The sequence below is a fragment of the Bacteroidota bacterium genome, from assembly GCA_016715945.1.
Lineage (GTDB): Bacteria > Bacteroidota > Bacteroidia > Bacteroidales > F082 > JALNZU01.
In genome coordinates this window covers 1,157,576-1,183,036 of the sequence record JADJXJ010000001.1, presented here as the reverse complement: position 1 = coordinate 1,183,036, position 25,461 = coordinate 1,157,576, and the positions used below count along the sequence as shown (strand labels likewise).

Annotated in this window: 34 protein-coding genes; 5 read left to right on the top strand and 29 right to left on the bottom strand. The window is 41.4% G+C overall.

Annotated features, from left to right (window positions below; genetic code table 11):
• Positions 1-9 precede the first annotated feature (9 nt).
• A complete protein-coding gene (locus IPM52_04530; protein ID MBK9290876.1) occupies positions 10-291 on the bottom strand; it encodes a phage integrase N-terminal SAM-like domain-containing protein in 282 nt (93 codons plus the stop codon).
• Positions 292-309: 18 nt separating this feature from the next.
• Between IPM52_04530 and IPM52_04525 the strand changes: the two genes are divergently transcribed.
• The 4 genes from IPM52_04525 to IPM52_04510 are packed head-to-tail and all read left to right on the top strand — an operon-like array spanning position 310 to position 4,005.
• Positions 310-816 carry an ATP-binding cassette domain-containing protein gene (locus tag IPM52_04525; protein MBK9290875.1) on the top strand — a complete coding sequence of 169 codons (507 nt, stop codon included), beginning with the start codon at positions 310-312 and terminating at the stop codon, positions 814-816.
• Entirely contained in the window at positions 813-1,982 is a 1,170-nt protein-coding gene (locus IPM52_04520; GenBank protein ID MBK9290874.1) for an FtsX-like permease family protein, read from the top strand. The genes IPM52_04525 and IPM52_04520 overlap by 4 nt, the downstream gene beginning before the upstream one ends.
• Entirely contained in the window at positions 1,979-3,253 is a 1,275-nt protein-coding gene (locus tag IPM52_04515) for an FtsX-like permease family protein (GenBank protein MBK9290873.1), read from the top strand. Before IPM52_04520 ends, IPM52_04515 begins: the two co-directional genes overlap by 4 nt.
• A gap of 17 nt (positions 3,254-3,270) precedes the next feature.
• Entirely contained in the window at positions 3,271-4,005 is a 735-nt protein-coding gene (locus tag IPM52_04510) for an outer membrane lipoprotein-sorting protein (protein ID MBK9290872.1), read from the top strand.
• A 34-nt stretch (positions 4,006-4,039) separates the two neighbouring features.
• Here the strand turns inward: IPM52_04510 and IPM52_04505 are convergent, their stop codons facing one another.
• The 9 genes from IPM52_04505 to IPM52_04465 all read right to left on the bottom strand — a co-directional run bounded on the left by IPM52_04505 (position 4,040) and on the right by IPM52_04465 (position 11,497).
• Positions 4,040-4,198, bottom strand: a complete 159-nt coding sequence (locus IPM52_04505; protein ID MBK9290871.1) for a hypothetical protein — start codon at positions 4,196-4,198, stop codon at positions 4,040-4,042.
• Positions 4,199-4,540: 342 nt separating this feature from the next.
• Entirely contained in the window at positions 4,541-6,886 is a 2,346-nt protein-coding gene (locus tag IPM52_04500) for a hypothetical protein (GenBank protein MBK9290870.1), read from the bottom strand.
• A 17-nt stretch (positions 6,887-6,903) separates the two neighbouring features.
• The gene (locus IPM52_04495) at positions 6,904-7,572 is read right to left on the bottom strand and encodes an AAA family ATPase (protein ID MBK9290869.1); all 669 of its coding nucleotides are present in this window, start codon (positions 7,570-7,572) and stop codon (positions 6,904-6,906) included.
• A 68-nt stretch (positions 7,573-7,640) separates the two neighbouring features.
• Positions 7,641-8,867: an exonuclease subunit SbcD gene (gene sbcD / locus IPM52_04490; protein ID MBK9290868.1), complete on the bottom strand. Its 1,227-nt coding sequence runs from the start codon at positions 8,865-8,867 to the stop codon at positions 7,641-7,643.
• 160 nt (positions 8,868-9,027) lie between these two features.
• Complete coding sequence (locus IPM52_04485; protein ID MBK9290867.1) at positions 9,028-9,384, bottom strand: transposase family protein; 357 nt, start codon at positions 9,382-9,384, stop codon at positions 9,028-9,030.
• A gap of 36 nt (positions 9,385-9,420) precedes the next feature.
• Entirely contained in the window at positions 9,421-9,819 is a 399-nt protein-coding gene (locus tag IPM52_04480) for an IS3 family transposase (GenBank protein ID MBK9290866.1), read from the bottom strand.
• Positions 9,816-10,076, bottom strand: coding sequence for a hypothetical protein (locus IPM52_04475; GenBank protein MBK9290865.1), 261 nt, complete (start codon positions 10,074-10,076; stop codon positions 9,816-9,818). Before IPM52_04475 ends, IPM52_04480 begins: the two co-directional genes overlap by 4 nt.
• Before the next feature lie 93 nt (positions 10,077-10,169).
• On the bottom strand, positions 10,170-10,937 hold the full coding sequence (locus tag IPM52_04470) for an NADAR family protein (GenBank protein ID MBK9290864.1): 768 nt from the start codon (positions 10,935-10,937) through the stop codon (positions 10,170-10,172).
• Positions 10,938-11,083: 146 nt separating this feature from the next.
• Positions 11,084-11,497: a hypothetical protein gene (locus IPM52_04465; protein ID MBK9290863.1), complete on the bottom strand. Its 414-nt coding sequence runs from the start codon at positions 11,495-11,497 to the stop codon at positions 11,084-11,086.
• Between the two features lie 304 nt (positions 11,498-11,801).
• Here IPM52_04465 and IPM52_04460 point away from each other — a divergent pair, with 304 nt between their 5' ends.
• Positions 11,802-13,259 (top strand): IS1182 family transposase, encoded by a 1,458-nt coding sequence (locus IPM52_04460; GenBank protein MBK9290862.1) that lies wholly within the window; start codon positions 11,802-11,804, stop codon positions 13,257-13,259.
• Between the two features lie 261 nt (positions 13,260-13,520).
• Here the strand turns inward: IPM52_04460 and IPM52_04455 are convergent, their stop codons facing one another.
• The 19 genes from IPM52_04455 to IPM52_04365 all read right to left on the bottom strand — a co-directional run bounded on the left by IPM52_04455 (position 13,521) and on the right by IPM52_04365 (position 25,127).
• Positions 13,521-13,961: a nuclear transport factor 2 family protein gene (locus IPM52_04455; protein ID MBK9290861.1), complete on the bottom strand. Its 441-nt coding sequence runs from the start codon at positions 13,959-13,961 to the stop codon at positions 13,521-13,523.
• 22 nt (positions 13,962-13,983) lie between these two features.
• Positions 13,984-14,781 (bottom strand): CPBP family intramembrane metalloprotease, encoded by a 798-nt coding sequence (locus IPM52_04450; GenBank protein ID MBK9290860.1) that lies wholly within the window; start codon positions 14,779-14,781, stop codon positions 13,984-13,986.
• The gene (locus IPM52_04445) at positions 14,778-15,851 is read right to left on the bottom strand and encodes a hypothetical protein (protein MBK9290859.1); all 1,074 of its coding nucleotides are present in this window, start codon (positions 15,849-15,851) and stop codon (positions 14,778-14,780) included. Before IPM52_04445 ends, IPM52_04450 begins: the two co-directional genes overlap by 4 nt.
• An 8-nt stretch (positions 15,852-15,859) precedes the next feature.
• Positions 15,860-16,477, bottom strand: coding sequence for a hypothetical protein (locus tag IPM52_04440; GenBank protein MBK9290858.1), 618 nt, complete (start codon positions 16,475-16,477; stop codon positions 15,860-15,862).
• Between the two features lie 12 nt (positions 16,478-16,489).
• Positions 16,490-17,371, bottom strand: a complete 882-nt coding sequence (locus IPM52_04435; protein ID MBK9290857.1) for a serine hydrolase — start codon at positions 17,369-17,371, stop codon at positions 16,490-16,492.
• 161 nt (positions 17,372-17,532) lie between these two features.
• Positions 17,533-17,850 carry a transposase gene (locus IPM52_04430; GenBank protein MBK9290856.1) on the bottom strand — a complete coding sequence of 106 codons (318 nt, stop codon included), beginning with the start codon at positions 17,848-17,850 and terminating at the stop codon, positions 17,533-17,535.
• A gap of 15 nt (positions 17,851-17,865) precedes the next feature.
• The gene (locus tag IPM52_04425) at positions 17,866-18,030 is read right to left on the bottom strand and encodes a transposase (GenBank protein ID MBK9290855.1); all 165 of its coding nucleotides are present in this window, start codon (positions 18,028-18,030) and stop codon (positions 17,866-17,868) included.
• Entirely contained in the window at positions 18,027-18,269 is a 243-nt protein-coding gene (locus IPM52_04420; GenBank protein ID MBK9290854.1) for a hypothetical protein, read from the bottom strand. The genes IPM52_04425 and IPM52_04420 overlap by 4 nt, the downstream gene beginning before the upstream one ends.
• A 242-nt stretch (positions 18,270-18,511) precedes the next feature.
• Entirely contained in the window at positions 18,512-18,811 is a 300-nt protein-coding gene (locus IPM52_04415) for a hypothetical protein (GenBank protein ID MBK9290853.1), read from the bottom strand.
• Between the two features lie 437 nt (positions 18,812-19,248).
• Positions 19,249-19,485: a hypothetical protein gene (locus IPM52_04410; protein MBK9290852.1), complete on the bottom strand. Its 237-nt coding sequence runs from the start codon at positions 19,483-19,485 to the stop codon at positions 19,249-19,251.
• A gap of 70 nt (positions 19,486-19,555) precedes the next feature.
• A complete protein-coding gene (locus tag IPM52_04405; GenBank protein MBK9290851.1) occupies positions 19,556-20,134 on the bottom strand; it encodes a Crp/Fnr family transcriptional regulator in 579 nt (192 codons plus the stop codon).
• A gap of 187 nt (positions 20,135-20,321) precedes the next feature.
• Positions 20,322-21,098 carry a 2-oxo acid dehydrogenase subunit E2 gene (locus tag IPM52_04400; protein MBK9290850.1) on the bottom strand — a complete coding sequence of 259 codons (777 nt, stop codon included), beginning with the start codon at positions 21,096-21,098 and terminating at the stop codon, positions 20,322-20,324.
• Between the two features lie 4 nt (positions 21,099-21,102).
• On the bottom strand, positions 21,103-21,480 hold the full coding sequence (locus IPM52_04395) for a hypothetical protein (protein MBK9290849.1): 378 nt from the start codon (positions 21,478-21,480) through the stop codon (positions 21,103-21,105).
• Between the two features lie 12 nt (positions 21,481-21,492).
• Complete coding sequence (locus tag IPM52_04390; GenBank protein MBK9290848.1) at positions 21,493-22,095, bottom strand: hypothetical protein; 603 nt, start codon at positions 22,093-22,095, stop codon at positions 21,493-21,495.
• A gap of 85 nt (positions 22,096-22,180) precedes the next feature.
• Entirely contained in the window at positions 22,181-22,744 is a 564-nt protein-coding gene (locus IPM52_04385) for a Crp/Fnr family transcriptional regulator (GenBank protein ID MBK9290847.1), read from the bottom strand.
• 362 nt (positions 22,745-23,106) lie between these two features.
• Positions 23,107-24,267: an IS91 family transposase gene (locus IPM52_04380; protein ID MBK9290846.1), complete on the bottom strand. Its 1,161-nt coding sequence runs from the start codon at positions 24,265-24,267 to the stop codon at positions 23,107-23,109.
• A 12-nt stretch (positions 24,268-24,279) separates the two neighbouring features.
• The gene (locus IPM52_04375; GenBank protein MBK9290845.1) at positions 24,280-24,525 is read right to left on the bottom strand and encodes a tyrosine-type recombinase/integrase; all 246 of its coding nucleotides are present in this window, start codon (positions 24,523-24,525) and stop codon (positions 24,280-24,282) included.
• On the bottom strand, positions 24,494-24,814 hold the full coding sequence (locus IPM52_04370; protein MBK9290844.1) for a tyrosine-type recombinase/integrase: 321 nt from the start codon (positions 24,812-24,814) through the stop codon (positions 24,494-24,496). The genes IPM52_04375 and IPM52_04370 overlap by 32 nt, the downstream gene beginning before the upstream one ends.
• A gap of 31 nt (positions 24,815-24,845) precedes the next feature.
• Entirely contained in the window at positions 24,846-25,127 is a 282-nt protein-coding gene (locus IPM52_04365; GenBank protein ID MBK9290843.1) for a phage integrase N-terminal SAM-like domain-containing protein, read from the bottom strand.
• Between the last annotated feature and the right edge of the window lie 334 nt (positions 25,128-25,461).

Below are 25,461 nucleotides of genomic sequence, written 5' to 3'. Positions count from 1 at the left end.
GTGGGCGTTTTATTTTATGTCCTCCCAGTTGTGTTTAAGTACATCGGTTTGCAAGATCTTAAAAGCGCTGATGTACTGGTTAACGCAGGATGTGGAAATACCTTCCTGCGTGATACGCCGGTGAAGATAATCTTTGAATTGATTTGTTGTAATTTTGTCAATAGGCAGATGAAAGAAGTTTTCTACCTTTGACATCAGCTCGCCATAAGTATGTATGGTTCTTGGGCTGTAATTTCTGAGTTGCATCTCACGGAGAAGCCGCTCAACAAGTTGAGAATGATTCTTTTTCATTTTGGTAAGTTTTAAAGTTTGCACCCTAAAATTACCAGAATTTTACCGCCTCCGAAAGGGGGCGGTTTAGTTCAACTTGGATTTATCTTTCAGAGCTACAACCTGTTGCCAGTGCACACCGTGTATGAGAATGTGGAGTTTCCGCTTCTTCTGCTCCACATGTCGCAGGGCGAACGCCACCGCCTGGTGATGCAGGCCCTGGAGTGGGTAGGCCTGACGGATAAGATCAAAAGCAAACCATCGCAGCTTTCAGGTGGTCAGTGCCAACGTGTGGCCATTGCCCGCGCCATGGTGAAACAGCCCAGGCTGGTGCTTGCCGACGAGCCAACGGCCAATCTTGACGCGGCCAACTCGCACCACATCCTGCAAACCATGCGGAAGATCAACGAACTCACCGGCACCACCTTCGTCTTTGCCACCCACGACGAAAAGGTAATCTCCTACCTCAGCCGGAAGATCATCCTCAACGATGGCAAGGTGGCCGATGACATTGCAGTGAAAGCAGAAAAAACCGTCGTACCATGAAAACAGCAGTAAAACTGGCCATCCGCAATCTTTTGGGGGCCGGATTGCGCACCTGGCTCAATGTGTTTGTGCTCAGCATCACCTATGTGCTGATCATCTGGATGCAGGGACTGATGGCAGGATGGGACTACCAGGCCAAGCGCGACATGGCCGACTGGCAGATCGGGGCAGGACAATACTGGCATCAGGCCTACGACCCCTTCGATCCGCTTACACTCACCGAAAGCCATGCGCCTGTTCCTCAGGTCTTTATGAAAGATGTTGAAGCAGGAAATCTTGTGCCTCAGTTGCTTACCCAGGCCACCATCTACCCCCAGGGGCGGATGCTGCCGGTGGTTCTCCGTGGGCTGCCAGCTGACCAGCAGGTGCTGAAAATCCCGACCCATCTTTTCGACACCTCGGGCTTTCATGTGGTCATCGGGGGCATGCTTGCCCGCACCGCTGGGCTGAGCGAAGGCGATGTAATTACCCTGCGCTGGCGCGATGCCAATGGCACCTTCGATGCAGCAGAGGTCACCATTGCCGGAATATTTCATTCCAATGTGCCAGCTGCCGAAACAGCGCAGATTTATATGGACCTGAAAAAACTTCAGCAGATGCTCGGGCTGCCCGGCGAAGCGAGCATTTTGGTTTTCAGCGGTGATCACCAGGCCATTGACCCGCCCGAAGGATGGGTGCTCAGAACCTTTGCATGGCTCACCCGCGAAGTGGACGAGATGATACGCACCAAAACAGCCGGACAAAGCATCTTATTTGGAGTACTTCTGCTGCTGGCCATGCTGGCGGTTTTCGACACACAGGTGCTCTCCATCTTCCGCCGGCAACGCGAAATAGGCACTTATGTGGCATTGGGCTACACCAAACTTCAGGTCGTGGGCCTGTTTACCATCGAAGGAACCATGTATGCTCTGCTGGCAGCCCTTCTGTCGATGGCTTATGGTTTGCCACTGCTTGCATGGCAGGCCAAAGCCGGCTGGACTTTGCCTGTGGATGCAGGTGATTTTGGCATGTCGATGGCTCAGACCCTGTATCCTGTGTACAGCGCCGGACTGGTGGCTGCTACGGTATTGTTGGTCACAATTACCACAGCCATAGTAAGTTATCTGCCATCTAGAAAAATAGCAAGGATGAACCCTGTGGATGCATTAAAAGGAAAAATACAATGATCAGGTTTTTGATAAAAGGTTTGCTGCGCGACCGAAACCGCAGCCTGTTTCCGGTGATCATCGTCACGGCAGGCGTTGCCCTCACGGTGTTTCTTCATGCCTATATCACCGGATTTATGGGCGATACCATCGAGATGAATGCGCGGTTTTCGAGCGGTCATCTCAAGGTGCTCACCAGGGCATTGGCCGAAAAGCCTGAGTTGCAATCGGCCGATGTGGGGCTCACAGAGGTGAGCTCGCTCAGGGAAGCATTGGAACAACAATGGCCCGGCACGGCATGGGTGCCCCGAATCAGCTTTGGTGCAATGATTGATGTGCCTGACGCAGAAGGAAATACACGTGCTCAGGGTATTGTTTCGGGCATGGCACTGGAAGCCATTGGTCATGGAGAAATGGAGGCAGAAAGGCTGGGTTTACAGCGTGCACTCACCGAAGGCAGGCTTCCGGAACATCCTTCCGAGGCGCTTGTGAGTCACACCCTTGCTCAACGACTGCAACTCAAGCCCGGAGACCAGTTTACCCTGATTGGCAACGATGCGTTCGGAAGCATGGCCATGGCTAATTTTCAGGTGTCGGGCACCATCAGGTTTGGTACCGAGGCGCTCGACCGCGGCATGGTCGTTTGCCGGTTGGACGATGCACAAGCATGGCTCAGGATGGACGACGGTGCCACCACACTGCTCGGATTTCTGCCAGGTGGTTTCTATCACAACAAGGAAGCGCTGGCTATAGCTCATTCTTTCAACGAATTGCATGATTCAGATGATGAGTATGCACCGTTCATGCAAGCCTTGAGCCAGCAGGGAACCCTCGGACAATATGTGCTGATGTCCGAAACCTGGAGCTTCATCATCAGCCTGATATTCGTGCTGGCTATGGCATTGGTACTGTGGAATGCCGGTCTGCTTGCAGGTCTGAGGCGCTATGGCGAAATGGGGCTGCGGCTGGCGATTGGCGAAGAAAAGCGTCATGTGTACTGGACATTGGTGCTGGAGTCGGTTGTGATTGGTCTGATTGGCTCGGTAAGCGGTACATTGCTCGGACTGTTCTTTGCCTGGTTGCTGCAAACCTACGGGCTGGATATCTCAGGGATGATGCAGGGCGCTGCCGTGATGTTTCCCGATGTGATTCGTGCCCGCATTACCCCGGCAGATTATTACATCGGATTTCTTCCGGGCATTCTTTCCACAGCCCTTGGCGCCATGCTGGCGGGTTTGGCCATTTTCCGCCGCCAAACAGCAAATCTGTTTAAGGAACTCGAAGTTGTATAACATTTAAAGATCTATCAATGAACAAGTTAAATTATCTTTTGGCCTGCTGCATGCTGAGTGTGCCGCAGCTCTCAGGCCAGAATGCCAACGAAATCCTGCAAAAGGTGGAGGCAAATCTCAGCTCGGACAACCGTATCGTGCACAGCGAAATGACCATCAAGACCAGGCGTGCCAGCCGCACCCTGGAGGCCAAAACCTGGGCAGTGGGAAACGAGCGTTCTTTTACAGAATACCTCTCACCGGCTGCCGAGCGAGGCACCAAAATGCTGAAAATCAAAGACCAGCTCTGGATGTATTCTCCTCAGGCCGACCGAACGGTGCAGATTAGCGGACACATGCTCAGGCAATCGGTTATGGGCAGCGACCTTTCGTACGAAGACATGATGGAAGATCGTCGCCTGACACAGATTTACGAAGCTCAGATCGTCGGCAATGAGCTGATGGGCGAACGACCGGCTGTTATTCTTGAGTTGACGGCCAAAGTGCCTGATGTGGCCTATCACCGCCAGCGCATGTGGGTGGACGCCGAACGATTTGTGCCCCTCAAACAGGAAATGTACGCCCGAAGCGGCACCCTCCTGCGCCGGGCCGAAACACTGGAAGTAAGGCAGATTGGCCGGCGATGGTTCCCGGTTGAGATGCTTTATCGCGATATGCTTAAACAAGGCGAGGGCACCCTGTTTAAAATCAAAGAGATAAGCTTTGATCAACCCATGCCCGAACACATTTTTTCGCGTGCCATGCTCAAATGAGTATCCGTCCTTTGTGCAGGCCTGATCGCCTTGTTCAGGCTTTGCCCTCCCATTCTTCGTAAAAACGATCCAGCCAGATCAGCATAAAGTTGTGCCGTTCTTCAGCCATACGGCGGGCTGCATCCGTATTCATCATCTCCTTGAGCCTGAACAGTTTTTCGTAAAAATGTCCGATGGTGGGGCAATCGGCCAAATACTATCCATAAAACATTCGGCTTCGGCATGGGAATTGATTTTTGTTAAGTTTAATTAGACCAGTAAATGTGTGCAATAGTGTAACCTGCTGTAAGTACAAATATTGCGGCTCTCTGAGTGTTCATATTTTCTCACTATATTGGCTGTTATTGTTTTACAATAGACTTATGAAATTTATGCGATTTAAACAAAGCAAATCTGTTAAGTTTCCGTTTTGGTATAATTAGGGCAAAACTTTTTTTTAAGGTATTTGCATTTTCAGACTTTTTACAATTTAAAAAATATATGAATTCTCATATATTTTCATTCAACCGTCGAATCGATTTTAAGCTTCTTTTAATCACTCCACCGAAATCTTGCTGTAGCCATTGCCGGTTGGGGTGAGTTTGATTTTGGTGGTGATGCGCTCTTTGAGTTCGCTTACGTGGGAGATTATGCCAATGGATTTTTGGGTGTTGCTTTGCATTTCTTCGAGTAGGGAGATGGCTTCGTTGAGAGAGTCGGGGTCAAGGCTGCCAAATCCTTCATCTATGAAGAGAGAATCTATCCTTACGTTTTGTGCGGCAAGGTCGGAGAGTCCGAGTGCCATTGCTAAACTCACCTTGAAGGTTTCGCCACCCGAGAGCGAACTAATGGATCGGCGGGTGCTGCCCAAGTCTAGGTCTATGATTTGGAGCGTGTCGGTTCCTTCGGCACTGTCGGGCAGGAATATCTGATAGCGTTGGGTAAGGTTTCGGAGGCGTTGATTGGCATAAACTAAAAGTTGTCGAAGGGTAAGGTCTTGTACAAAGTTGGCAAATGTATTTCCCTTAGCATCGCCCAAAAGGTCGTTGAGGGTTTTCCATGTTTTGAGCTTTTTTGTCAAGGTATCTAATTCTTGTTTCAGGCGTTGATGCCTTTCTTGGTTTTGAAAGTCGGTTTGGAGCTGTAATTTGCAGTTTACGAGTTGGTCGGTGATTTGTGTGCGTTTTTGCTTGAGCTCTTGTAGCTGGTCGTTGAGCTCTTCGAGGCTGCGATTGGTTTTCTTTTGGGCTTGGAGTTCTTTTAAGTTATGGTTGTAAACCTTGAGGGCTGATTCATATTCGGTCACTTGGTTGTCGAGCTTTTGGATTTCCTGCCTGATGCTTTGCGCTTGAGCTTCGGTCAAAATCTTTTCTGCCAATTCTTCCAAAGTTTGTATGCCTTTGGTTTGGATTTTTGCCAACAAATCTTGGATTTGTGTATGGAGTGAGTTTTGAACCTGAGTTTGCTTTTGGGTCCACTCGGCTATGCTCTCGGTTGCGGCTTGTATCGCCTGCAATGCGAGTTTGTAATTGTTTATTATGTCAGCACAATCTTTGTGGATATTGATACCGGAGTAGCGTGCTTCTCTTCGATTTTTCAAATCGTTGTAGGCTTCTTGGGCTTCTCGGTGTTGAATTAGTTTTTGGCTCAGTTCGTTGAGCAAATCTAAGGCAAAGAGTTGGTCTTTGAACTTTTGCAGCTCCCCAATTTGCCTGTTGATGCGCTGCAATTCCTGTTCCCAAGTATGGTCAATGTTTGTAGGGGTGTGGAGTGATCTTAGTTTTTTTTCTACGGCTTCTAATCCGGCGGCTTCTTCGCGGAGTGTTTTCACTTCTTTATTGATCCAATCGGTTTTTTGTTGAATAATGATCTTGTTTTTATCCATCAACTTTTTGCTTGCTTCCCAATTGATTTTGTTGGATTGAATGAGTTTCTCAAGGGTTTGAAGTCGAGCGGTTTTTTCTTGCATCAAATCCTGGATGGGTTCGGTAGCCCACGGATGTTTGGTAGCGCCACATAATGGGCAAGGTTCGCCTTCTACCAACTCAGCGCGATATTGCTCCAAGCTTTTATGTTTGTTGTACAGCTCTATTTCGGCTTTGAGTTTTTGGTATTCAGGTTCATTATCGCTTATTGCCTTGCTGTAGGTTTCTATTTTTTCAAGCTCTGCCTTAGATTCTTCTTCTAAGCTTGTAAGTTCTTGATTAGCAGAGTTAAATCTCTCTAGCTTTAGCAAATAAGCCCTTTGCACAGGGAGGAAATCGGAGATTTGGCTGCTGATGGTATTGAGGTGGAGAAGTTGGGATTGGAGTTGGGTTTCATCTTGTATGCCCAAATCAGTTTTGTGGTCATTGATTTGATGGATGTTTTGGGAAATTTGCTCTGATAAAGAAGCGTTCCATTCTAATTTTGTGCCTTTTACTGCCAAAGCTTTGATTTGCTTGTCAATGTCTGCTTTGAGTGCGAGTGCCTCTTTTTGTTTGTCGGTTTCCTCTTGTTGTAGTTTAGATATTTCTTCGGTAAATTTTAGAAGCTCATGCTCTAATAGATTTTCGGTAACTATGGTTACCAACAATTTTTCGGCTTGGCGCAATACTTGATCTTTTTGGGTTTGGGCAGTTTGCTTTTTAGATTTTTGATTATCTATCTGTGTTTTTGCTTGTTGAAATTCGGATTCCAAACTTTTGATTTGCTGCAAGGCATCTCTGTGAACCACCAATTGGTCGTGAGTTTCGAGTTTCGCTTTTTCTGAAGCTTTGTTTTCGATTTCCTTCCGCACATTGTTTAGTGCAGTTTCATTTTTCTGAATTTCATTTTGGGTATTTAGTATCTGCTTGTGTGTGTTGATATCGGCTGCAAAAACTTTAGCTTCCTCCTCGAACTGCCTGGCTTCTTTTTCCAACGCTTGGACTTGTTGGCTTAAGTTTTCCTTTCTTCTTCGCTTAAGATTTGCACTGCGTTGAGTTGCGTTTGTTTGTCTTCCAGATTGGCTTTGAACTCTTTATGTTTTTGGAAAATTTTCATTCCGATTTTGCGATAAATCTGCCCTCCGGTGATTTCTTCCAAAAGTTTGCTTCTTTCGCTTTGATTGGCTTGCAAAAATTTGGCAAATTGCCCTTGCGCCAACATCATAGATTGCACAAACTGTTCGTAGCTGAGCCCGATGATTTTTTCAATTTCCTTGGGAGTATCGGAAATGGAGTTGGTGATGATAGCTCCTGTTTCGGAATCGGATAGTTCGTGCTTACGCTCGTTTAAGTTGCCTTTTCGGTTTTGCTCTATACTCCAATGCGCACGATATTTTTTGTCTTTCACTTCAAAATGAACTTCTGCATAGCAATCCGTGGTGTGTTGGGTAAGAATGACCCCCAATTCTTGAATCACATTTTTGGTAATGCTACCTTGCACCCTCGGAATTCGGTTGTACAGCGCAAGGGTGATAGCATCCAAAAGGGAGGACTTACCCGAACCCGTAGGTCCTACGATGGCAAACAATCCTGCTTCCGCCAGTATTCCTTCGGCAAAGTTGATTTCTTGCTCTCCTTTCAAGGAGTTGATATTTTTGAGTTTTAGTGATAGTATTTTCATAGTTAAATTTTTTTTGTTCGCTAATCTGTCCCACACCTGTACCGATTTATCGGTAAACAGGAATAGCGTTATTCGTTTGGTTCTTGATTTAATTCGTCTAAGATTTCGGAAAAAGCTTGTTCGAGTTCTTGGCTGAATTCGGAATCTGTTGAAATAGATTCGTCTAATCCGATACGTTTTCTGAATATATCCAGTGGGCTATATCTATGCACATCGGCAGTTTCGCCTAACAGGCTTGCAAGTCCGTCCACTCTATTTCTGAAAGTGAGTTTGTGGCTGATTATTATTAAATTATCGTTGCCGGGATCACTTGCCAATGCTATTAACTCCTGCGTGATGCTCATATTTTCTTGTTCTTCTTCCACGATGATTTCCACCAAATCTTTGAGATGACTATCGGATCTGTGGTTTTTGATTTTGGCTTTTACTTCTTCCAAAGTTCCACTGTAGGTAATGAGTTTTCTGAACGATGGAACGGCAACAGGTTCGATCTCGAAAGTATCATTTTTCCATTCCAAAATCACTACTTGCTTGGTGTCGTTTTTTTCACTGAAACTCAAGGGAATGGGCGATCCACTGTAACGGACGTGTTGAGCTCCGGCGGTTTGAGGTTTGTGGATATGCCCCAAGGCAACATAATGAGGATCAGTTCCAAAGATACTTCCATTAACTCCGGCAAGATTTCCCACTTGAATTTGCCTTTCGCTTTCAGAAACCGCAGCACCTTGAACGAAGAGATGCCCCATTACGATGAATGGCAAACTTTGATAGTTGTCACGATAATGCTGAATTACATTATGAAAAAATGATTGAATCCCTTCGCGGGTTTGCTGCGTTTTTTCCTGATAAGACTGTCCTGTTGTTGCCGTTCGGATGTCTTTGTCTCTCAAAAAAGGAATGGCTGCAACCACCAAAGATTCTTTGTCTTTGTTGATTTTGACAAACATATCTTCCATCATTTCGCTTACGCCTCCCACCACGCTCACATTGAGGATTTGCAGTAAATCTTTGGGCGCATTCAATGCTAAAGGCCCATCGTGATTGCCTCCTGTGATGACGATTTTACAATCGGCATTGTGCGTAATCATCTTTTTGAGAAATTCGTAATACTGCTTTAATGCAGCTTGTGAAGGATTGCTCGTGTCAAACAAATCGCCCGACATCAACAGAACGTCAATTTTTTGCTCTTGAATAGTTTTTATCAACCAATCGAAGAAGTAATCTAAGTCTTGGCTAAAGTCAACTTTTTTCAATTGTTTTCCAATATGCCAATCGGAAGTGTGAAGGATTTTCATTTTTCTACTTTTTTTGGCAGTTAGTGGGCTGTTGATAGCTGTTTATCCATGCCAATGAGCTGGTCTAATTCGGCTGGATAATATTTTTAACAAATATAATTGTATTTGTAAGAAGAGGGGGCCGGGGGGAGACTCACAACTTCTATTTTTTGTTTATAACTCATGCTGCCCTCCTATAGATCAACATTGGCGGGACATCCCCGATGGAGGAATGATCCCGATTTTCGTTGTAATAGTGAATAAAGTGTTCACAAACCTGGTTAAGCTCCTTTCCGGTATCAGGGAGTTCAAGATAAATCTTTTCGTATTTGATGGTTCTGAAGAATCGTTCAACGTAAGCGTTATCCGTTGCCCTTCCTTTTCCGTCCATAGATATTTTTACTGTTTCCAGGCTTTTCACATAGTTGACATACTCCTCCGAGGTAAACTGACTTCCCTGGTCAGAGTTGATTATTTCAGGCTTGCCATTGAGCCGGATTGCCTTGCTTAAGGTATGGACGACCCATTCGGTTTCCATCGTATTGGATAAACTCCAACCCACAATATACTGACTTTACAAATCCATGATTACCAATAGATACATATACCCCCTGTGCATAGGGATGTAGGTAATATCAAGCGCCCATACCTGATTGGGCTTTACTATGCGGAGATTGCGCAGTAAGTAAGGATACTTGTATTTGCCCGGATCTATAACTGTTGTTCGTTGACGGCAATAAACCGTTTTCAGGCGCATGGTCTGCATCAACCTGCGAACATGGTGCCGCCCTACCTTAAAGTCCTTCCTCCTGAGTTCGTTTGTCATTCTCCGGGTGCCGCGTGTCGGATCTTCAAGGTATAACCGATCCAGTTCTTCCATCAGCTTTAAATCCTCATCATCTGCCTTTGACGCAGTATAATACAATGTGCTGCGCGAAAGGACTAACAAATCACACTGTCTGCAAATACTCATGTCTCTTTCACCTTTATAATCATAGCTTTTCGCATGGGTATAGGCATCATAACAGCTTTTTTTAACCAATTGATATCCACCGTCAGCTTCCCGATCTGATGCAACAGCTCATTATTTTCTTGCTTGAGCTTTTTGATGTCTTCGATTTCTGACCTTCCTGTGTCGAATACCTTTTCGGCATTGAATAAAAATTCCCTTTTCCACAGCCCTATCAAATTGGGATGTGCCCGGTAAATTTGGGCCAGCTCTGAAATCATCTTACTTCTTTTATTGCTTCCAAAGCTACCTTGGCCTCGAGTGCAGCTGAAAATGTTCTTCTTGGTCTTTTCATATTAACAGAAATTATAAAATTAACAATTTCTGTCCAGTTTTATTTGACCATTACAATCTACCTCAGGTTCAACAATAATTTCAGGTTGTTCAAAAACTTTCTTTTCAATCTGCTGAATATTTTTAGTTTCTTGTTTATCTGATTTTGGTTTTATTCCCCCAAATTTGTAAAGACCCTCAATAAAATTGTGTCTTTCGTCAACTATCTGAATAGGCTCACCATAAAATAGAAAGTTAGGAATATTAAGAGGTTCTACATATAGTAACTCATATCTTTTTTCAGAGTTATATTCTTGTCTAAGCTTCATTAGTAAACACCCAAGTGTATTAGTTCCTTTTAATATTGATTCATTCTCTTTATCTCTTATTGCATCCCAAAAAGGGTCTTTGATACTTTCTTCAACTATTGGTTTATTGCAAGTTTTTTCGAGTAACTGTCCAAATGTAACAAAGTTTTGAGCCAATTTAACTTTTAAACACCAATACATAATATCAACACGAACATTATCCCAATCTTTTCTCGATTGTGATCTAAATGGTTTACTAACCATTTTTGCTGACATGGGGCTTTTCTCAAGGCATATTTTTTTCTGTACATCAGGCATATGTGGAAATCTGCACGCTTGATATAATGCTTCTGATGTTAGTATACTAATACCATTGATTTTTAAAGGAAACCCAGAAGCCATATTTGATAAGCCACCAAATAGTTCCTTAGTTTTTCTAAAGACACAAATTTTCTCAATCTTATAAATTCTCTCCTGATTTTTGCTATGAATAGGTTCCATAACGTTCCGTGTGTATGTGCAGTTGCATATTACGAGCACTGACTTGTTGGTTTAGCACAAAATTTATTAGAGCCACAGACCTTTGATTTACCATGCGCTGTGCTGAGCATGCCGAAGCATCACCCGCTATTGCTTCATACCCGCTGTTATGTGTTATTGAGTTCAGAGTCTAGGTACTTTATTAAGTTATCGTACTCTGCTGCTAATCTAATCCAGACTTCATAACATTTATAATCATCTGCTATCTCTTTTATTGAGAGTTTTCCATTTACTATAGACATAGTCCCTTTTTCCAGAATTGTTATGGTATTGGAAATAAGGTCATATGTCCCCGGAAGAAAGGAAGTGATTTCATAATCAGAGTCTTCGCGTTCCTCCAATGGGAGTAATTCAATTCCTATATGAAAACATTTGTTCTCATTTGATTTGAAATAAAGTATTTCTATTTGAGGCTCTTCCACTTCATAACTTCTATCATATATTGTAAAATGATTATCCTGAACAGGAGTTTCTTCTCGTTGCTCCAGGATCCAATAGCCTATTAACTCGTCTGATTTCATATTTAAAACGCAATTAAATATAACGTTTTGCCGCTTGCCGCAGTGGGGGATTTCGGAGCACTTCACTGTCAACCAAGCACATATGTTGATAGAAGCACTGCACTTGATTTAACCACGTCAACCCCCATTGCGGCAAACGGCTGTGCCTGTTGCACAACTCAATATTTTCCATGCTTCAAAGCTATGAAAAGCTTTGTATGGGTCAAATAAAATGAGCCATTTTTTTTGGATTATTTGCGTGTTATCTCAGCATTTTTCGCTAAATTTAACCATGCAAGGACGAAAACAATTTCAACCAAAACTGATGTATCAGGTATGCCTTGATGATCTTGTTCCTCAGGACAACTTTTACCGGATACTCCACCGCGAACTTGACCTCAACTTCCTGTATCAGTCCACCAAACACTTTTACGGTACCGAAGGTCAGGAAAGCATCGACCCCGTTGTCTTCTTCAAGATTTGCCTTGTGGGCTACCTCAACAACATCAATTCCGACCGTAAACTCATGCAGTTTTGCGCAAACGCCCTCGACATCCGCCTTTATCTACATTACGACATCGATGAACCGCTGCCCTGGCACAGTACGCTAAGCCGTACCCGCCAACTTTATGGAGAAGAGGTTTTTCTTGGGCTTTTCCGTGCCGTTCTTAAACAGTGTATCGACAAAGGCATGGTGCGCGGAAAACGACAAGCCGTCGACAGCGCTTTCATCAAAGCCAATGCCAGCATGGATAGCCTTGTCGAAAAACAAGTGCTCGACGATGCTGAGTGCTTTGCTCTTGAACTCAGCCAGAACAGCGATGCACCCATGCCTCAGCCCAGCCAGACTGTGACTGCAGCCCGTAAAAAGCTGGTGGAAAAGCATCATGACTGGAAGAAAAGAGCGTACAAGGATATGCCCGGCCACCATGGCACAGATAAAACCGACGAATACGGAAACCTGATTCGCCCAAGGTTTCTGAGCAACCATACCCATTACAGTCCTACCGATCCCGATGCACGCATCAGCACCAAACCGGGCAAGCCGCGGCAGCTTAACTATTACGGCCAGCTGGCAGTGGACGACGCCCACCATGTAATTACAGGTGCTTGTGCCGACTTTGCCGACAAGCGCGACAGCCAGTGCCTTGAGCAGATTGTGTCGCTATCCGAAGAAAATCTATCAGAACATGGCCTGCAAACAGGAGAGATTCTGGCCGATGCTGCCTACAGCAGCGGCGAAAGCCTTGAATTTCTCAACCGTGCCGGTATTGATGCCTGGATGCCCAACTTCGGGCAGTATGTGGCTCAGCGCGAAGGCTTTGTCTTCATCAAAGAAGAAAACCGCTACCAATGCGTCAAAGAAGGCGGACACAAAGCCTCCCTCACTTATAAAGGTGAAAAAACCGACAGCAAAGGCTACCGCAAAAACACCTACCGAAGCAGCGAAAAAGATTGTGGTAAATGTCCACTGCGCAAAGCATGCTGCGGAGAAAGGACACGGTTTAAAAAGATTGACGACAGCATCCACAAGGAACTCTTTGATAAAATGCACCAAAAGCTTCAAAGCAATCCCGGTTACGCCAGAAAGATGTCTCGCATCAGAAGCAAAACCGTTGAGCCCGTCTTAGGCACTTTGCTCAACTTCTTAAACATGAGGCGCGTAAATACCAGAGGAATTAAACAGGCCAACAAACACGTGCTTTTGGCGGCCACTTGCTACAACCTGAAAAATACCTCAGGTTCATCACTAAGCATCGCCAAACTTCAGTTAAGGCTGTAAAGTTAGCCACGGGACGACATGCCGGCATCGATTTTTATGCTTTTCAACGATTATCTAACCTTATTATCGCTATACGTAGAAATGGGTTCAGGATGGCATTCTGTTTTACATAAACCGTATAGGCTTATTGCAATACTAAAATTATTAAGCAAAAAATTTTAAGAGGAGAAAACAGAAAGTTTGTGAGGTTGTGCAACGGTTACCCGTGTTGGCAGATGGCATTCTTAGATTAAAGTTAAACCCTAATAGTTGAAATAGAACTTAATCCCAAGCATACTTCCAAGAACCGTCATTTTGTTTTTTCCAAACAGTGTGAAATACTCCACGTATTTGTTTTACAGCCCCCGCCTCATTGGTAAATTCCCAAACATACTTACCATAAGTATATGCTACATCGCCCGATTTTGAAACCTCAATAAAGTCAGGTTTCCAATTAACTTTTACGTCTTTCAAGTTTTGTTCTTGATAATATCTTTTTATATTTTCTTTACCTATGATGAGGGTGTCGTTTTCTCTTTTTATAACAGCATTGTCATCTGCATAAAAATAGAAAGCTTCAGCAATACCCTTTTGTACAGTCATTTGCTGGAAACTTTTTTCTACATTGATAATCTCGTCTTTAATCTTTTCATTATTTGACGAATTTTTGCAACTCAATACCTTAAAAAGTAAAAGTGGGATAATAACGTATGCGAATCTCATAAACTTCAATCTTTTAAAAATTCTAAAAGGCTTTTTTATTCAATAATTCTTGTTTATATATAAAAAAAAGTAAAATAGTAAAAGCAACCAAAATAAAAGTACTGAAAACATAAAAAGTTTCATTTGGCAACTCTATGCCCGGGAATATTGACCCAAACATTTCTTGAGTGGCATTGATAGCCCAATGTGATAGGATACACAAAAATAAATTACCGTTTGAAATAATGTAAATTATACCAATTATAAAAGCAAAGCAAATGACACCCACAAAAAAATAAACGCCTGACAAAGGTATTGTGAGCCATTTTTGATACATGATGGGCAAATGCCAAAAAGACCAAATTAAACCTAATATTACATTTGACTTTAAAAAAGAATACTTATTTAATAGCTTAGGCAAGAAAAACCCCCGCCAGCCTAATTCTTCAGAAAGTGGTCCGGTGGTAAGCAACCATAAAATATGCAAGGAAAATAGATTTGAAAAATTAGAGAGCTCTACTTTACCTATTCCATTGTTATTAAAAAGGGCTCCAAAAAGTACAAAACTAATGAACTGCCAAACAAAAGGAAATATAACCGCCAGACCCCAAGCAGACAATGAAGCATTGAAACGAAAACTTTGCAGAATAGACCACAAACCACTTTTCCCTTTTTCAATAAAAATAGCCACCAAACCGCCAATGGTGCATCCATATGATGTATAGAATAAATATAGATTAAACCCTTTTAGAGCCATAATGCTCCAACCTATCCAAGGAACAACAAAACTGAAAATAAAAAAGACAATTACAGACAATTTTGATTTTTCCAAAGAAATCATTTATTGAGTTTGGTAAAACTATATGTAACAGCAATCCTCGCTCCTACAGTAAAACTATTCCTGTCATTGATTTCAAATCTTGAAAATTTTAAAAATGGCTCTTGATAGCCGTCTTTTGGATAGCTTAATTGTACTACTGACAAACCTGCTGCCAATTGTAAGTTAGAGTTTATACTATACCTAAGGTTCATAGCCAATGATGTGGCATTGAAGTTATCTGACCTAAATGATGAATGAAATGTGGCTTCAGGATTAAGATATAACTTTCCTTTTAAGTGTATCAAAGAACCCAAACCTGTACCCATTGCAAATTGATTTTTATAATGACCGTAAAAACTTCCCTGAATAATAGAGTATAGAATCGGGACACCTGTTTTGAAAGAAACATTTATTGGATAGAGTTCGTTGCTTGAAATCTCTACAGCCCTATATCCGCCTTTTTTGATATATGAAAAGAAGCCAAGAGGAACGCCCTTTTCAATAGTATCAGCCACATTGAGAAAACCTACTTGCCAACCTGTCATTTTACCTTTGGTTTCGTTGATAAAGCCTAATTGTAATCCTTTTGCGTCCTTACGAGTTTCATTTACAAAACCTATTTGGACTCCCTTGGTGCTGTCTTTTACTTCGTTTACGAAACCTGTTTGAAGTCCATTTAAATTGTTTCTTACCTGATTGAAGAAACCTGTTTGAGAGCCTTCTAAATGTTGTTTAGAATGATTACCGAAACCAAATTGTAGACCTTGTACGTTTTTAGCCCCAAAATTGAGAAAGCCTATTTGCGACCCACTCAGATTGCCTTTTGTAATATCAATAAAACCTAATTGCAAGCCTTTGAAGCTCTTATTAGTGATATTGACATAACCTAACTGTAAGCCCTTATGATTTCCGCCTGCGATATTTACAAAACCCAAAAGCGGAATTTTTGAACTATCAGGAAGCTCATTATAGGCAAAGGTATATAATACCCTTTTCTTATCTGTTAAACTATCTGTTTGAGCAAATAAATTGAATGAAAGTGAACAAATCACACTTACACATAAGATGATGTTTTTTAACGAAGTTTTCATTTGAGATGTTATTTATTAAAATTAAAAATTAAAGCCATATTGAGAAACCAAGTATCTAAATCTCGTTCATTAACAACTGTTTCTTTGTTAAGCATCAGAAAATTAAATCCGGTTGATGCTCGCAGTTTTAAGTGCTTGGTAAGATTTAGATTAGCGTTGATTTCAGGGTAAATCGTTATCCCGTTGTCTTTTGCGGTGGGCGTAAATGGGTGTGATAATTTGATTTCGGCAGTGCTGTCTGCTTGCATTAAAATCGCTCCCACTTTGAGTTGTCCACCAAAGTGAAAGAGTTTATCAGTACTTTGCGTAGCACCAATGATAATTCCAAAATCTTGTGTAATGATGTTGTTTTGGTAGCCCTTAAACGGCATTGCAAAATTACCTGTGGTAAATTGACCGAAAGCTCCTACAACAAAATGTTTGTTAATCGTAGCTTCTATTGCAATTCCGGGTTTCACATTTGAAATTTTTTGGTGATAATTAAGTGTTAGAAGCCCACTCCATTGAATTTCTGTTTTACCACTTCCAAAAACAGAAGCAATACCATTATTTTGAGTTTCAGTCTGAGCAAAGGTTTTGCTTGCAAGGCATAATAATACGCCTGTTAGGAAAATTACATTTTTCATTATGTATTCTGATTATTTAAAAAATTCTTCCAAAAGATTTACAAAAGGAGTAGCCATTCCGTTGGTATTTTCATTGTTAAATAGGGCTACAATTGCTTTTTGTGAAGTTTTTTCAAACGCAATAAATGCCGTAAAGCCACCTGTTCCACCATCTTTAACATTGATGCGTTTGCCATTTGTTGTATAGTAGTATTCCCAACCCAAACCGAAATAATCTTTGCCATTAATTTGCACCGTAGGTTGTTGGCAAATCTGATAGGAAGTTCCAACGGCTGTGCTAAGTTGCATTTGTGCAAATTTTATCATGTCTGCTAAACAACTTTTAAGCCCGCCTGCACCTGCCATTCCTGAAAAATGCCAATAAGTTGCATTATTTGAATTATTATGAGGATATGCCCTGTTGCTTATACTCTCTATGTTATAGAGCGTAGTATGGGTCATATTCAAGTCGTTGAAAATATAGTTTTGAAAAATTGTGTTCAACGATTGATTATGATTTCGTTCCAGTATAGTTCCAGCTAGTCCGTATGCAAAGTTGCTATAATAGTTAAAAGCTTGTTGTTCGGTTGTTGGCAAAGTTCCCGGTGTACGAAGTAAATTATTGTTTAAAATGTAGTTATACATCTTAGTACTGTCATAACCGTTGTAAGGGTTGCTATTATTGGGCAAATCATTTGGGATTCTTGGAAACCCACTTGTGTGATTGAGCAATTGTTTAAACGTTATTTTGGTATTGTTAAGCGACAACTTGGGTTTAAGATTGGTTGGCAAGAAATTTTCAATGGGTGTTGTGATAAACATTCCATTAACATTGGTAACCCAATAATGAGTGGCTATTGCCGTAAAAACTTTTGTTATTGAACCAATCTCGTAAAGGGTTTGGTTGTTGGGCAAGGTTTTGTTACCCAATTTAGTTTCACCATAACCCTTCGGCCACGAGCGTGTTGCTTGTTATTTTGGATTTTTTTGGGTTGTACAGTTGGTTGGCCGGTGGCTGGAAGTACCTGAGGGTATGGCTGAGCCAGCCAAAAGGTTCTACTTCATTGAGTTAATGGCTAACAGGAATAAATCTGGCTGCGCGCTTTGCTCCCATGCGAGCCTGCAAACAGATAGTTTTTTCGGCCAAGGGCTACAGGACGTATGGTGTTTTCAATCAGGTTGTTGTCCATTTGATATCGTCCGTCATCGGGTATCTTATCAGTCTTGGCCAAAGGGTCAACATGGTGATGGCCTGGCCAATGGCGCTTTGGGCAAGACACGGCATGTTGCTCACTGAGCCACCGATGCAACTGCTCAAGCACAGGTTGGGCCTGTTGCTGTCTGAGGATTTTTATCTCATCATGGTTCAGGTGATTCTCTTTTGCCGCGCTCAATCTGGTATAGCTTGCCTATAAGCAACAGGGCAGTTTCAGCCCGTTGGCTGTCGTTATCCAATGCCTTTCAAAATTGCGTCTGGCATGTGCCATGCGGCAAGGCAAGATATGGCCTTTGAGTCTTAATCCGTTGTATGCTGCATAACCATCGGTTTGAAGCACTCCGCTAAAGTCTTTCAAAAACTTCTCCGGGCCTTCGCGTCCGCGCCCTGGTAGTCGAATACCACAGGCGCTCCATCGGATCGTGGTACACCCAGAGGTAACCTTTGTGTGTTGAGCCCGCTTGTCTTTGTCAATACTGCAATGGGCGTTTCATCGGCCTGAAGGTAGCCGAGGATTGAACTTTGCCACAGGCTATGGTATAGCGGTTCAACCTGACAGCTGGCGCTGAACCATCCGTTGATGGTTGACTCTGACAACTGAAGCTTCGACGTTTGAACATTTGTACCGACGGTAAAATGGCAGGTGATCTGCGATTTACTCACTATCGGTGAGCCAACATGCTTGCCCGGCATTACCTTCTCGATAGGCAGGCTGGAAGTCGGCTATGGCTATCTGTGTTGTTCTGGTTCTGACCAAGCACATACTTGGGGCACAATGCCTGGCATGTGCTGCCAGGCTCGTATCAAGTACCTCCGATGGCTACCAATGAAGCGCGCCCTCAGGAAGGTCTGTGGTTCGATGACCTGTGTTTGCGTGGCAAATGGGCCGGAAGTCCAAGACGAAGCGGTTGTTGCTTGTCTTTTTGCCCGGCTTTTGTACGGGTGTAGTTTATTTGCTGGGTCTGGGGCTCCGGTTTCTGAGGTTCCGGCAGCTCGAAAGGGTTAGTTGATTGGGATTGGAGCCACAAACCGTTCGCTCTTTGCACCAATAGCATACGCTTGAGCTGGGCAAGTTCATGTGAGCAGCTTGAGCTCGACCACCAGCGCATCATATCCGATACCATGTCCTTGCCGTGCAAGCCTGACGAAGCATTGAGCTCGGCCAGTAAGGCTTGATGTGCTTTTGGAAATAGTGATTGTTTCGCAAAATTACAGAATCAACCTGCTGGAATGCCCCTTAAACCTTAGTTCCAACAAAATCATGCGATAAAATCGCTGTTTTTTGCATTTTCCATGAAATACCATTGATTATCATCACCAGCTTAGTCAGCATCTGGTTTTTCACCCCATCCTACTTTGTTTGGGCAGTTGCAGCCTGCCTTGCTCGAGTCGCAAACGTACGAACCCTCCGGGTCCCCAGCTTTTGGTGTGAAAAGTACAAATCTCCGCTCATGGGGTTTGGCCAAGCTTAAAAAAACATTTTGTCTTTGCGCTCTTTACGAATCATATCCCAAAAATTTTAAGCGCAAATATCTGCAACCCAACCCCATCCTAAAATATGCTCGTGGCCGAAGGGTTACGTTTCACCATAATTGTATTGGCTTATTTGCTCAGCGTTTATGAGGGCAATAGAAAAACCAGCAGTATTTACTTTTGAAGCATAGGCTTTAAAGGTATTATCCACCAATTTGTCCAAATAAGTGGTTTTGGGATTATCGGTTAGAACCTCTTTTGAGGGTACAATGGGGCTTTTCTTACAACTCATTAAGATGAGTAAGAAACTAACACCCCAATAAATTGGTGCTTTTAACATTTTGCAAGTCTGTTTAAGTTTTTATATCTGACTGCAAAATTACGGTAGCAATTTTTCAGCTTATTTGACCTTAGTCAATTGGTTTGAAATTTTTTCTGATTCGGCTTAATCTTTCTTTTGAAATGCCTAAGTAGGAAGCGATATACATTAACGGAATTTGAGCTACTTCTTTTGGTTGTCTTTTGTGCAATTCCTGATAAAGTTGTTCAGCACTTTTTATTCGCAAGTCAATATTTCTCTGAATGAGAATTTCAATGTAGTGGCTTAAAAGCATCTGTGTAAATTTGTTCAATTCAGGCTTTTGTCTTTCAAGATTTTGAAGCTCACTACGAGGAATTTTAATTACTTGACTGTCGGTTAAAGCTTCAATGCAGTCTGTACTTTTTAGTTGATTGATAAAGGCATAAGGGCAAGTATCAATATCACCCTCAAAACTAAAACCAATAGTAACTTCCTCATCGTCTATCCAACGAAATGTTCTGAAACAACCTTTTTCAATGATGAAGATATGATTTACTACATCGCCTTCCGTTAAAATACATTTTCCTTTAGCGATTTTTAAAGTTTGTCCTATTGATTTAAGAGTTTGGATTAACTCTTTGTAATTGTCTAGACTGTAATTTATATTGTTATTTGGATTAATTGTCATTTTTACGGAATTTCAAATTATGCTTGCTGCCAACGGAAAATGGTAGCCGTAGTTGCCGGATTTACAGCACTTTCGTATTAATTTAGCACTTCGGTTCGTTAAAAGCACCAAAGTATCAAGTTGGCACGAAAGCCGGCAATTATCGGCTAACATATGTTATGCTCATATTTTATTGTCATTCAGTTATTTAATTTAGTTCTCTAATCAAATCGCCACTTTTTATAATTTTAATCAAATCGTTCATAAATCTTGCTGCCGGTGCTCCGTCAATTATGTTGTGGTCAAATGAAACTGTCAAACATAAATACTCTCGTTCAACAAATTCGTTTTCGATTTTTACAACTTTTTGGTTTATACTTCCTACTGTTAATAAAACTGTTGCACTTCCGTGCGGAACAAACCAAACTGTTTCTTTGCTGAACATTCCAACTGCCGTAACACAAACTTTTCCATATTTTTTAGCCAAATTTATGTTTTTTTCTGCAATTCGAATAAATAATTTCAACAAAAATTTTGGAATAAATCGTATCCAACTGTAATTCGACAAACTACCAATTTTATTGCTTTTTATTTCTTGGGCATTTCTGATTTCTTTCTGAATGTCAATAAGCGTTTTTTTTTGTGCTTCATTAATTCCGATTGGTTCAGGAACTTTTTCGCCGTTTATTTCTCTCTCAATCAAAACACTAATTGTCAAATCATCAAGTATAACAAGTTGATTACCTTTTATAAATGAATTAAAATCAGGGTAAAGTGTAATTGTTTTTGCCAAACAGCAAACAATATATGAAGTAAATGAAAGTTTTGTTCCGGTTTTTTCAAAATGTTGTTTGATTAATTTTCGTGGTTCGCTAATATCAACTTCGGTAATGCTATGAATTGCATTTTTTTCTTTCGTAACGGATGCTGAAACAGCAACCATTTGTCTGCCAAAACTTAATGGTATTCTTTTATAACCTTTCATACTTCTATTTCTTAAATGCCAATAAATAAACTGTTAAACCCGAAAAAATCAGGATTAAAACAGGAATAATTTTGTGCAAATATAAAATAATTGAGTTTATCGGTTTTTCAAAACTTAAAATTGCACCTGTTACAATTTCTAAAATCACAAAAACGATTGTTAAAACTATGAAAATTATTTCTTGTTGGTTAATACCAAAATTTTTAGACATTTGGCTGATAAAAATACTTCCTAAAACTATTGTTAGGACTGAAATAATTTTATGAACGGCAAAAATTTTACTGTTCAAAGGTCGTCCTGTTTTTGCAAGCCAAACACCTGAAACAATGATTAATAAAAATAAAAAAATTGTAATTCCGATTTTTAATGTTAAGTTATTCATAATTGTAATGATTTATTTATTAAGTAAGTAAAGTAATAGACTTGAAGAAACAATTGTTATCCAAGGCGTTGTTTTATGTAAAGTGTGGACAAACTTAGGCATTGTTTTATTAGTGCTTAACATTCCGCCTGTTGCAATTGTGGAAACAAAGCAAATATTCATTACAATTGACGTTATTTTTTCTGCATTAGTAAGTGAAAAATGTTTGTGTTTTTGCCACGCAGTATAGTCAAGCAATGCAATATTGGAAAGAGTTGATAATTTGTGCGTTGTAAATAATAATGTATTATAAGGTTTTTCTGAATTTGAAAGCCAAAACCCAGTCGCCAAAGTTGTTGTAAACAATGCTCCTGAAATTAATGTTCTATTGAGAATATTATAAGGTGTATTTATCGGGTTTTGATTGTTATAATATATAGCAGTAGTGGCTATTATTGGTGATACAGCAACTATTGATTTTGTAAAATAATTTATTTTTGGTTTATAACTTAGATTATTGATTTGACCAAAATTTATTTCATTTTTCACATATTCAGCATTATAAAATGATTGGACTTGTGAAAAAGAAATATTCACAAATAGTTGGAATAGAAATATTAAAATAACTCGTTTCATAATTTTATACCGTTTAAGAAGTTAATAAATACGGTGCAAAATTATGTTGTTTTATATTTTGGATTGTTTGACAAAAGTCAAAAAATTATTTTTTCTTTCTAATTCTGCTCAAAGTAGCAATGTCAATGCCTAAATATGAAGCAATCAAGCGTAATGGAACTTTCTTAATAATCTCGGGAAATTTTGTGCAGAATTGTTGATATCGTTCAGTTGCAGAAAGTGTTTGAAATTGCAATATTCTGTTTATTAAATTTTTGTTTTTCATCTCGGCAACATCTTTGCATATCTGCTGCCAAATTGGAATGATTTTGTATAATTCTTTTATATCTGAATATGTAATCGTTAATAATTCAGCGTTGTCAAAAACAAATATATTTTCAGTTGTAGGTGTTTGATTATTAAAACTTTCTATTGAGATAACTACATCTCCGGCTTGAAAAAAATGAGAAGTAACTTCGTCTAAATTCTCATTATAAACGAATGAATATAACAATCCGGATTTTACAAAACCTAATTTATCTGAAATGGTATCTTGTTTGAGAAAAAAAGTATTTGCATTGTAAATTTCTGTTTTAAAATATTTTATACTTATTTCCCAATCTTGATTTGTAAGTTTGTAATATTCCTGTAATTTATCTTTGAATTGCATTTTATAATCATATCATTGTTTTTTTTTGAGCATAACGATAAGCATTTTATTCATCGTTTCCCTGCAAATATAATCCAAAGGGGAGAGAAGTCAAGTACTTGCTGTGGGTTAAACAGAAAAACGTGGGAAATGATGAATAAAATGAAGTTGGACTAAGCCGCCTGGCTATGGGTTTTCTATGAATGCTTTTTTTCGGCCTGGCTGTTTCGGGGTTACTTTAATTTGACTTTTTCTTTTTCATAGATGTAAAGGATTGATAATCTTGGATTTTTTTTGTAGTCAGGGCATAGCAATCCCATGATGGCTGATGAGCCATTGAGATGATGGAAATTTGTCAATGAACGAAATGGGTAAATGCTTATCTATCCGGGTTTCAACATACCGGCAACCTCAGCAGGTACAGGTTTCATGATTCCGGTTTTACATTTTGGGCAGAGCAAGGTGTCATTACCTGTGATGTTGCGCCATACTTCCAAAGCCGTTAATCCCACAAGCGCCGGCAGGAAAGTAGCTTTATCAATAAGCTCAATACACCTGGCAAGCTTTTCTTTCATGTTGCACATGGCCATAAATCCGAAATACCTGATTTTATAGAATCCCTCTGGCAACACATGTTGCATAAAGCGGCGGATGAACTCATTTACATCAAGCGAGATTATTTTTCTCATACTTGCTGCCTTATAATCTTTGTAAGAGAAACTGACTTTTTCATTTTCACACTGTATCAGTCTTTGATTTGAGATAGCAACCCTATGGGTGTAATTGCCCAGGTATTGAATCAGGCTGTGTGGGCCTGAAAAGGGTTTTTCGCAGTACACCACCCAGTTTTTGCTGTAGCATTGGGTTTTCAATGATTTAAAATCCTCAGTTGTATCCGGTAAACGAATCTGGCTGTTAGCAATGCCATGTTCAATGAGCCTGCAAAGTATGCCACGGAATACCTGGCTAAGGGCTTTTACCGGGAGGAAGAACTTTTTACCCGATGCTTTCCATTCCATTTGATCCTCTGAAAGCCCTCCTGCCGGGACAATCATGTGTATGTGCGGATGGTACACCAGTGTTTGTCCCCAGGTATGCAAGATGGCTACCGCCCCGGCTTGTGCACCCAGAAACGCGGGGTTCAGGGCACACTGCAACAGGGCTTGTCCGGCAGCCTTGAAAAGTAAAGCGTATGCACTTTTCTGATTCAGGAAAAAGAGCTGGTGCAAACAACGTGGGATCGTAAAAACCACATGAAAATGTTTTACCGGCGGCAGGTTGGCTGCCAGTTTATCAACCCATTGCACTTTCTTAACAAACTGGCACTTGGGGCAATTGCGGTTACGGCAAGAGTTGTATGATGGACGCTGGTAGCCACAACTATCGCAGCGGTCAATGTGTCCGCCAAGTGCAGCGGTGCGGCAGCGGATGATGGCATCGAAAGCTTTTTGCTGTTGGGGGCAAAGCTGGTGATGTTGCAGGAATGATTTGGCATGGCTGCTGAAAATATCTGCAAGCTCAATGCGCTGGCGAGTATTTTGCATCGGATTCAAACCTTACACATTCATGGAATCCAATGGAGAAACAACGCTGGCGGGGTTGATGGTTACCAGGTGAAGATACCCTGCAGTGGTTTTCAGTGAAGTGTGCCCGAGAAATTGCTGGATCAGCCGGAGGTTTACGCCTTTTTCGAGCAAATGGGTAGCAAAGCAGTGCCTGAGGGTGTGAAAGGAGATTTGTTTCTTAATGCCAGCTTTCAGGGCCGATTTCTTAACAATAGTGTTCAGGGTCTGATCTGCCAGGGGCTTTCCTTTTTTCCGCGGACTTCAAAAGATAGCATGAAGGCCTTTCGCACTTATAATAATGCCTTAAGATCTCGAGGGTTTTTGTTGCCAGGATTGTGTAGCGGTCTTTCTTTCCTTTGCCCTGAACCACATGCACCTGCATACGTGCCGAATCAATGGCTGAAGGCTTTATCAACTGTACTTCCTCACGCCTGAGGCCGGAAGAGTATGCCAGCATCAAAATGGCACGGTGTTTAATGTTTTGTGTAACAGCGATCAGTTTTTCTATTTCGGCAAGCGATAACACAACCGGAAGCTTTTGGTGCGCCGTGGGCGTTTTATTTTATGTCCTCCCAGTTGTGTTTAAGTACATCGGTTTGCAAGATCTTAAAAGCGCTGATGTACTGGTTAACGCAGGATGTGGAAATACCTTCCTGCGTGATACGCCGGTGAAGATAATCTTTGAATTGATTTGTTGTAATTTTGTCAATAGGCAGATGAAAGAAGTTTTCTACCTTTGACATCAGCTCGCCATAAGTATGTATGGTTCTTGGGCTGTAATTTCTGAGTTGCATCTCACGGAGAAGCCGCTCAACAAGTTGAGAATGATTCTTTTTCATTTTGGTAAGTTTTAAAGTTTGCACCCTAAAATTACCAGAATTTTACCGCCTCCGAAAGGGGGCGGTTTAGTTCAACGGTTCGGGGCTTGGCGTTCGGGCGGGATTAAATGCACGAATGTTCAACCACGCACCAAAGTTAATGAAAAGTACCAATGTTCAATTTAGCACGTCAGCCCGCCTGACGCCAAACCCTTGTTAGTGGCTGTGGCTATTGGTCGTCCGTTGTGTGTCGGCTGAAAAAAATAAAAAAAAGAAGGGAAAGGAAATTTTTTCTTGGGTTGGAAAAGGCAAGCTCTTTACGCATTTTTTGTCGGTATTGTGCGGTTGCCAAAAT

Coding starts and splice junctions, on each gene's coding strand:
- IPM52_04455 (MBK9290861.1), bottom strand. CDS start 13,961: ATGAGATTCGCATACGTTATTATCCCACTTTTACTTTTTAAGGTATTG.
- IPM52_04410 (MBK9290852.1), bottom strand. CDS start 19,485: ATGTTAAAAGCACCAATTTATTGGGGTGTTAGTTTCTTACTCATCTTA.
- IPM52_04385 (MBK9290847.1), bottom strand. CDS start 22,744: ATGCAATTCAAAGATAAATTACAGGAATATTACAAACTTACAAATCAA.
- IPM52_04405 (MBK9290851.1), bottom strand. CDS start 20,134: ATGACAATTAATCCAAATAACAATATAAATTACAGTCTAGACAATTAC.
- IPM52_04390 (MBK9290848.1), bottom strand. CDS start 22,095: ATGAAACGAGTTATTTTAATATTTCTATTCCAACTATTTGTGAATATT.
- IPM52_04480 (MBK9290866.1), bottom strand. CDS start 9,819: ATGAGTATTTGCAGACAGTGTGATTTGTTAGTCCTTTCGCGCAGCACA.
- IPM52_04400 (MBK9290850.1), bottom strand. CDS start 21,098: ATGAAAGGTTATAAAAGAATACCATTAAGTTTTGGCAGACAAATGGTT.
- IPM52_04470 (MBK9290864.1), bottom strand. CDS start 10,937: ATGGAACCTATTCATAGCAAAAATCAGGAGAGAATTTATAAGATTGAG.
- IPM52_04510 (MBK9290872.1), top strand. CDS start 3,271: ATGAACAAGTTAAATTATCTTTTGGCCTGCTGCATGCTGAGTGTGCCG.
- IPM52_04520 (MBK9290874.1), top strand. CDS start 813: ATGAAAACAGCAGTAAAACTGGCCATCCGCAATCTTTTGGGGGCCGGA.
- IPM52_04380 (MBK9290846.1), bottom strand. CDS start 24,267: ATGCAAAATACTCGCCAGCGCATTGAGCTTGCAGATATTTTCAGCAGC.
- IPM52_04495 (MBK9290869.1), bottom strand. CDS start 7,572: ATGAAAATACTATCACTAAAACTCAAAAATATCAACTCCTTGAAAGGA.
- IPM52_04460 (MBK9290862.1), top strand. CDS start 11,802: ATGTATCAGGTATGCCTTGATGATCTTGTTCCTCAGGACAACTTTTAC.
- IPM52_04485 (MBK9290867.1), bottom strand. CDS start 9,384: ATGGAAACCGAATGGGTCGTCCATACCTTAAGCAAGGCAATCCGGCTC.
- IPM52_04365 (MBK9290843.1), bottom strand. CDS start 25,127: ATGAAAAAGAATCATTCTCAACTTGTTGAGCGGCTTCTCCGTGAGATG.
- IPM52_04530 (MBK9290876.1), bottom strand. CDS start 291: ATGAAAAAGAATCATTCTCAACTTGTTGAGCGGCTTCTCCGTGAGATG.
- IPM52_04465 (MBK9290863.1), bottom strand. CDS start 11,497: ATGAAATCAGACGAGTTAATAGGCTATTGGATCCTGGAGCAACGAGAA.
- sbcD (MBK9290868.1), bottom strand. CDS start 8,867: ATGAAAATCCTTCACACTTCCGATTGGCATATTGGAAAACAATTGAAA.
- IPM52_04395 (MBK9290849.1), bottom strand. CDS start 21,480: ATGAATAACTTAACATTAAAAATCGGAATTACAATTTTTTTATTTTTA.
- IPM52_04515 (MBK9290873.1), top strand. CDS start 1,979: ATGATCAGGTTTTTGATAAAAGGTTTGCTGCGCGACCGAAACCGCAGC.
- IPM52_04440 (MBK9290858.1), bottom strand. CDS start 16,477: ATGAAAAATGTAATTTTCCTAACAGGCGTATTATTATGCCTTGCAAGC.
- IPM52_04475 (MBK9290865.1), bottom strand. CDS start 10,076: ATGATTTCAGAGCTGGCCCAAATTTACCGGGCACATCCCAATTTGATA.
- IPM52_04445 (MBK9290859.1), bottom strand. CDS start 15,851: ATGAAAACTTCGTTAAAAAACATCATCTTATGTGTAAGTGTGATTTGT.
- IPM52_04450 (MBK9290860.1), bottom strand. CDS start 14,781: ATGATTTCTTTGGAAAAATCAAAATTGTCTGTAATTGTCTTTTTTATT.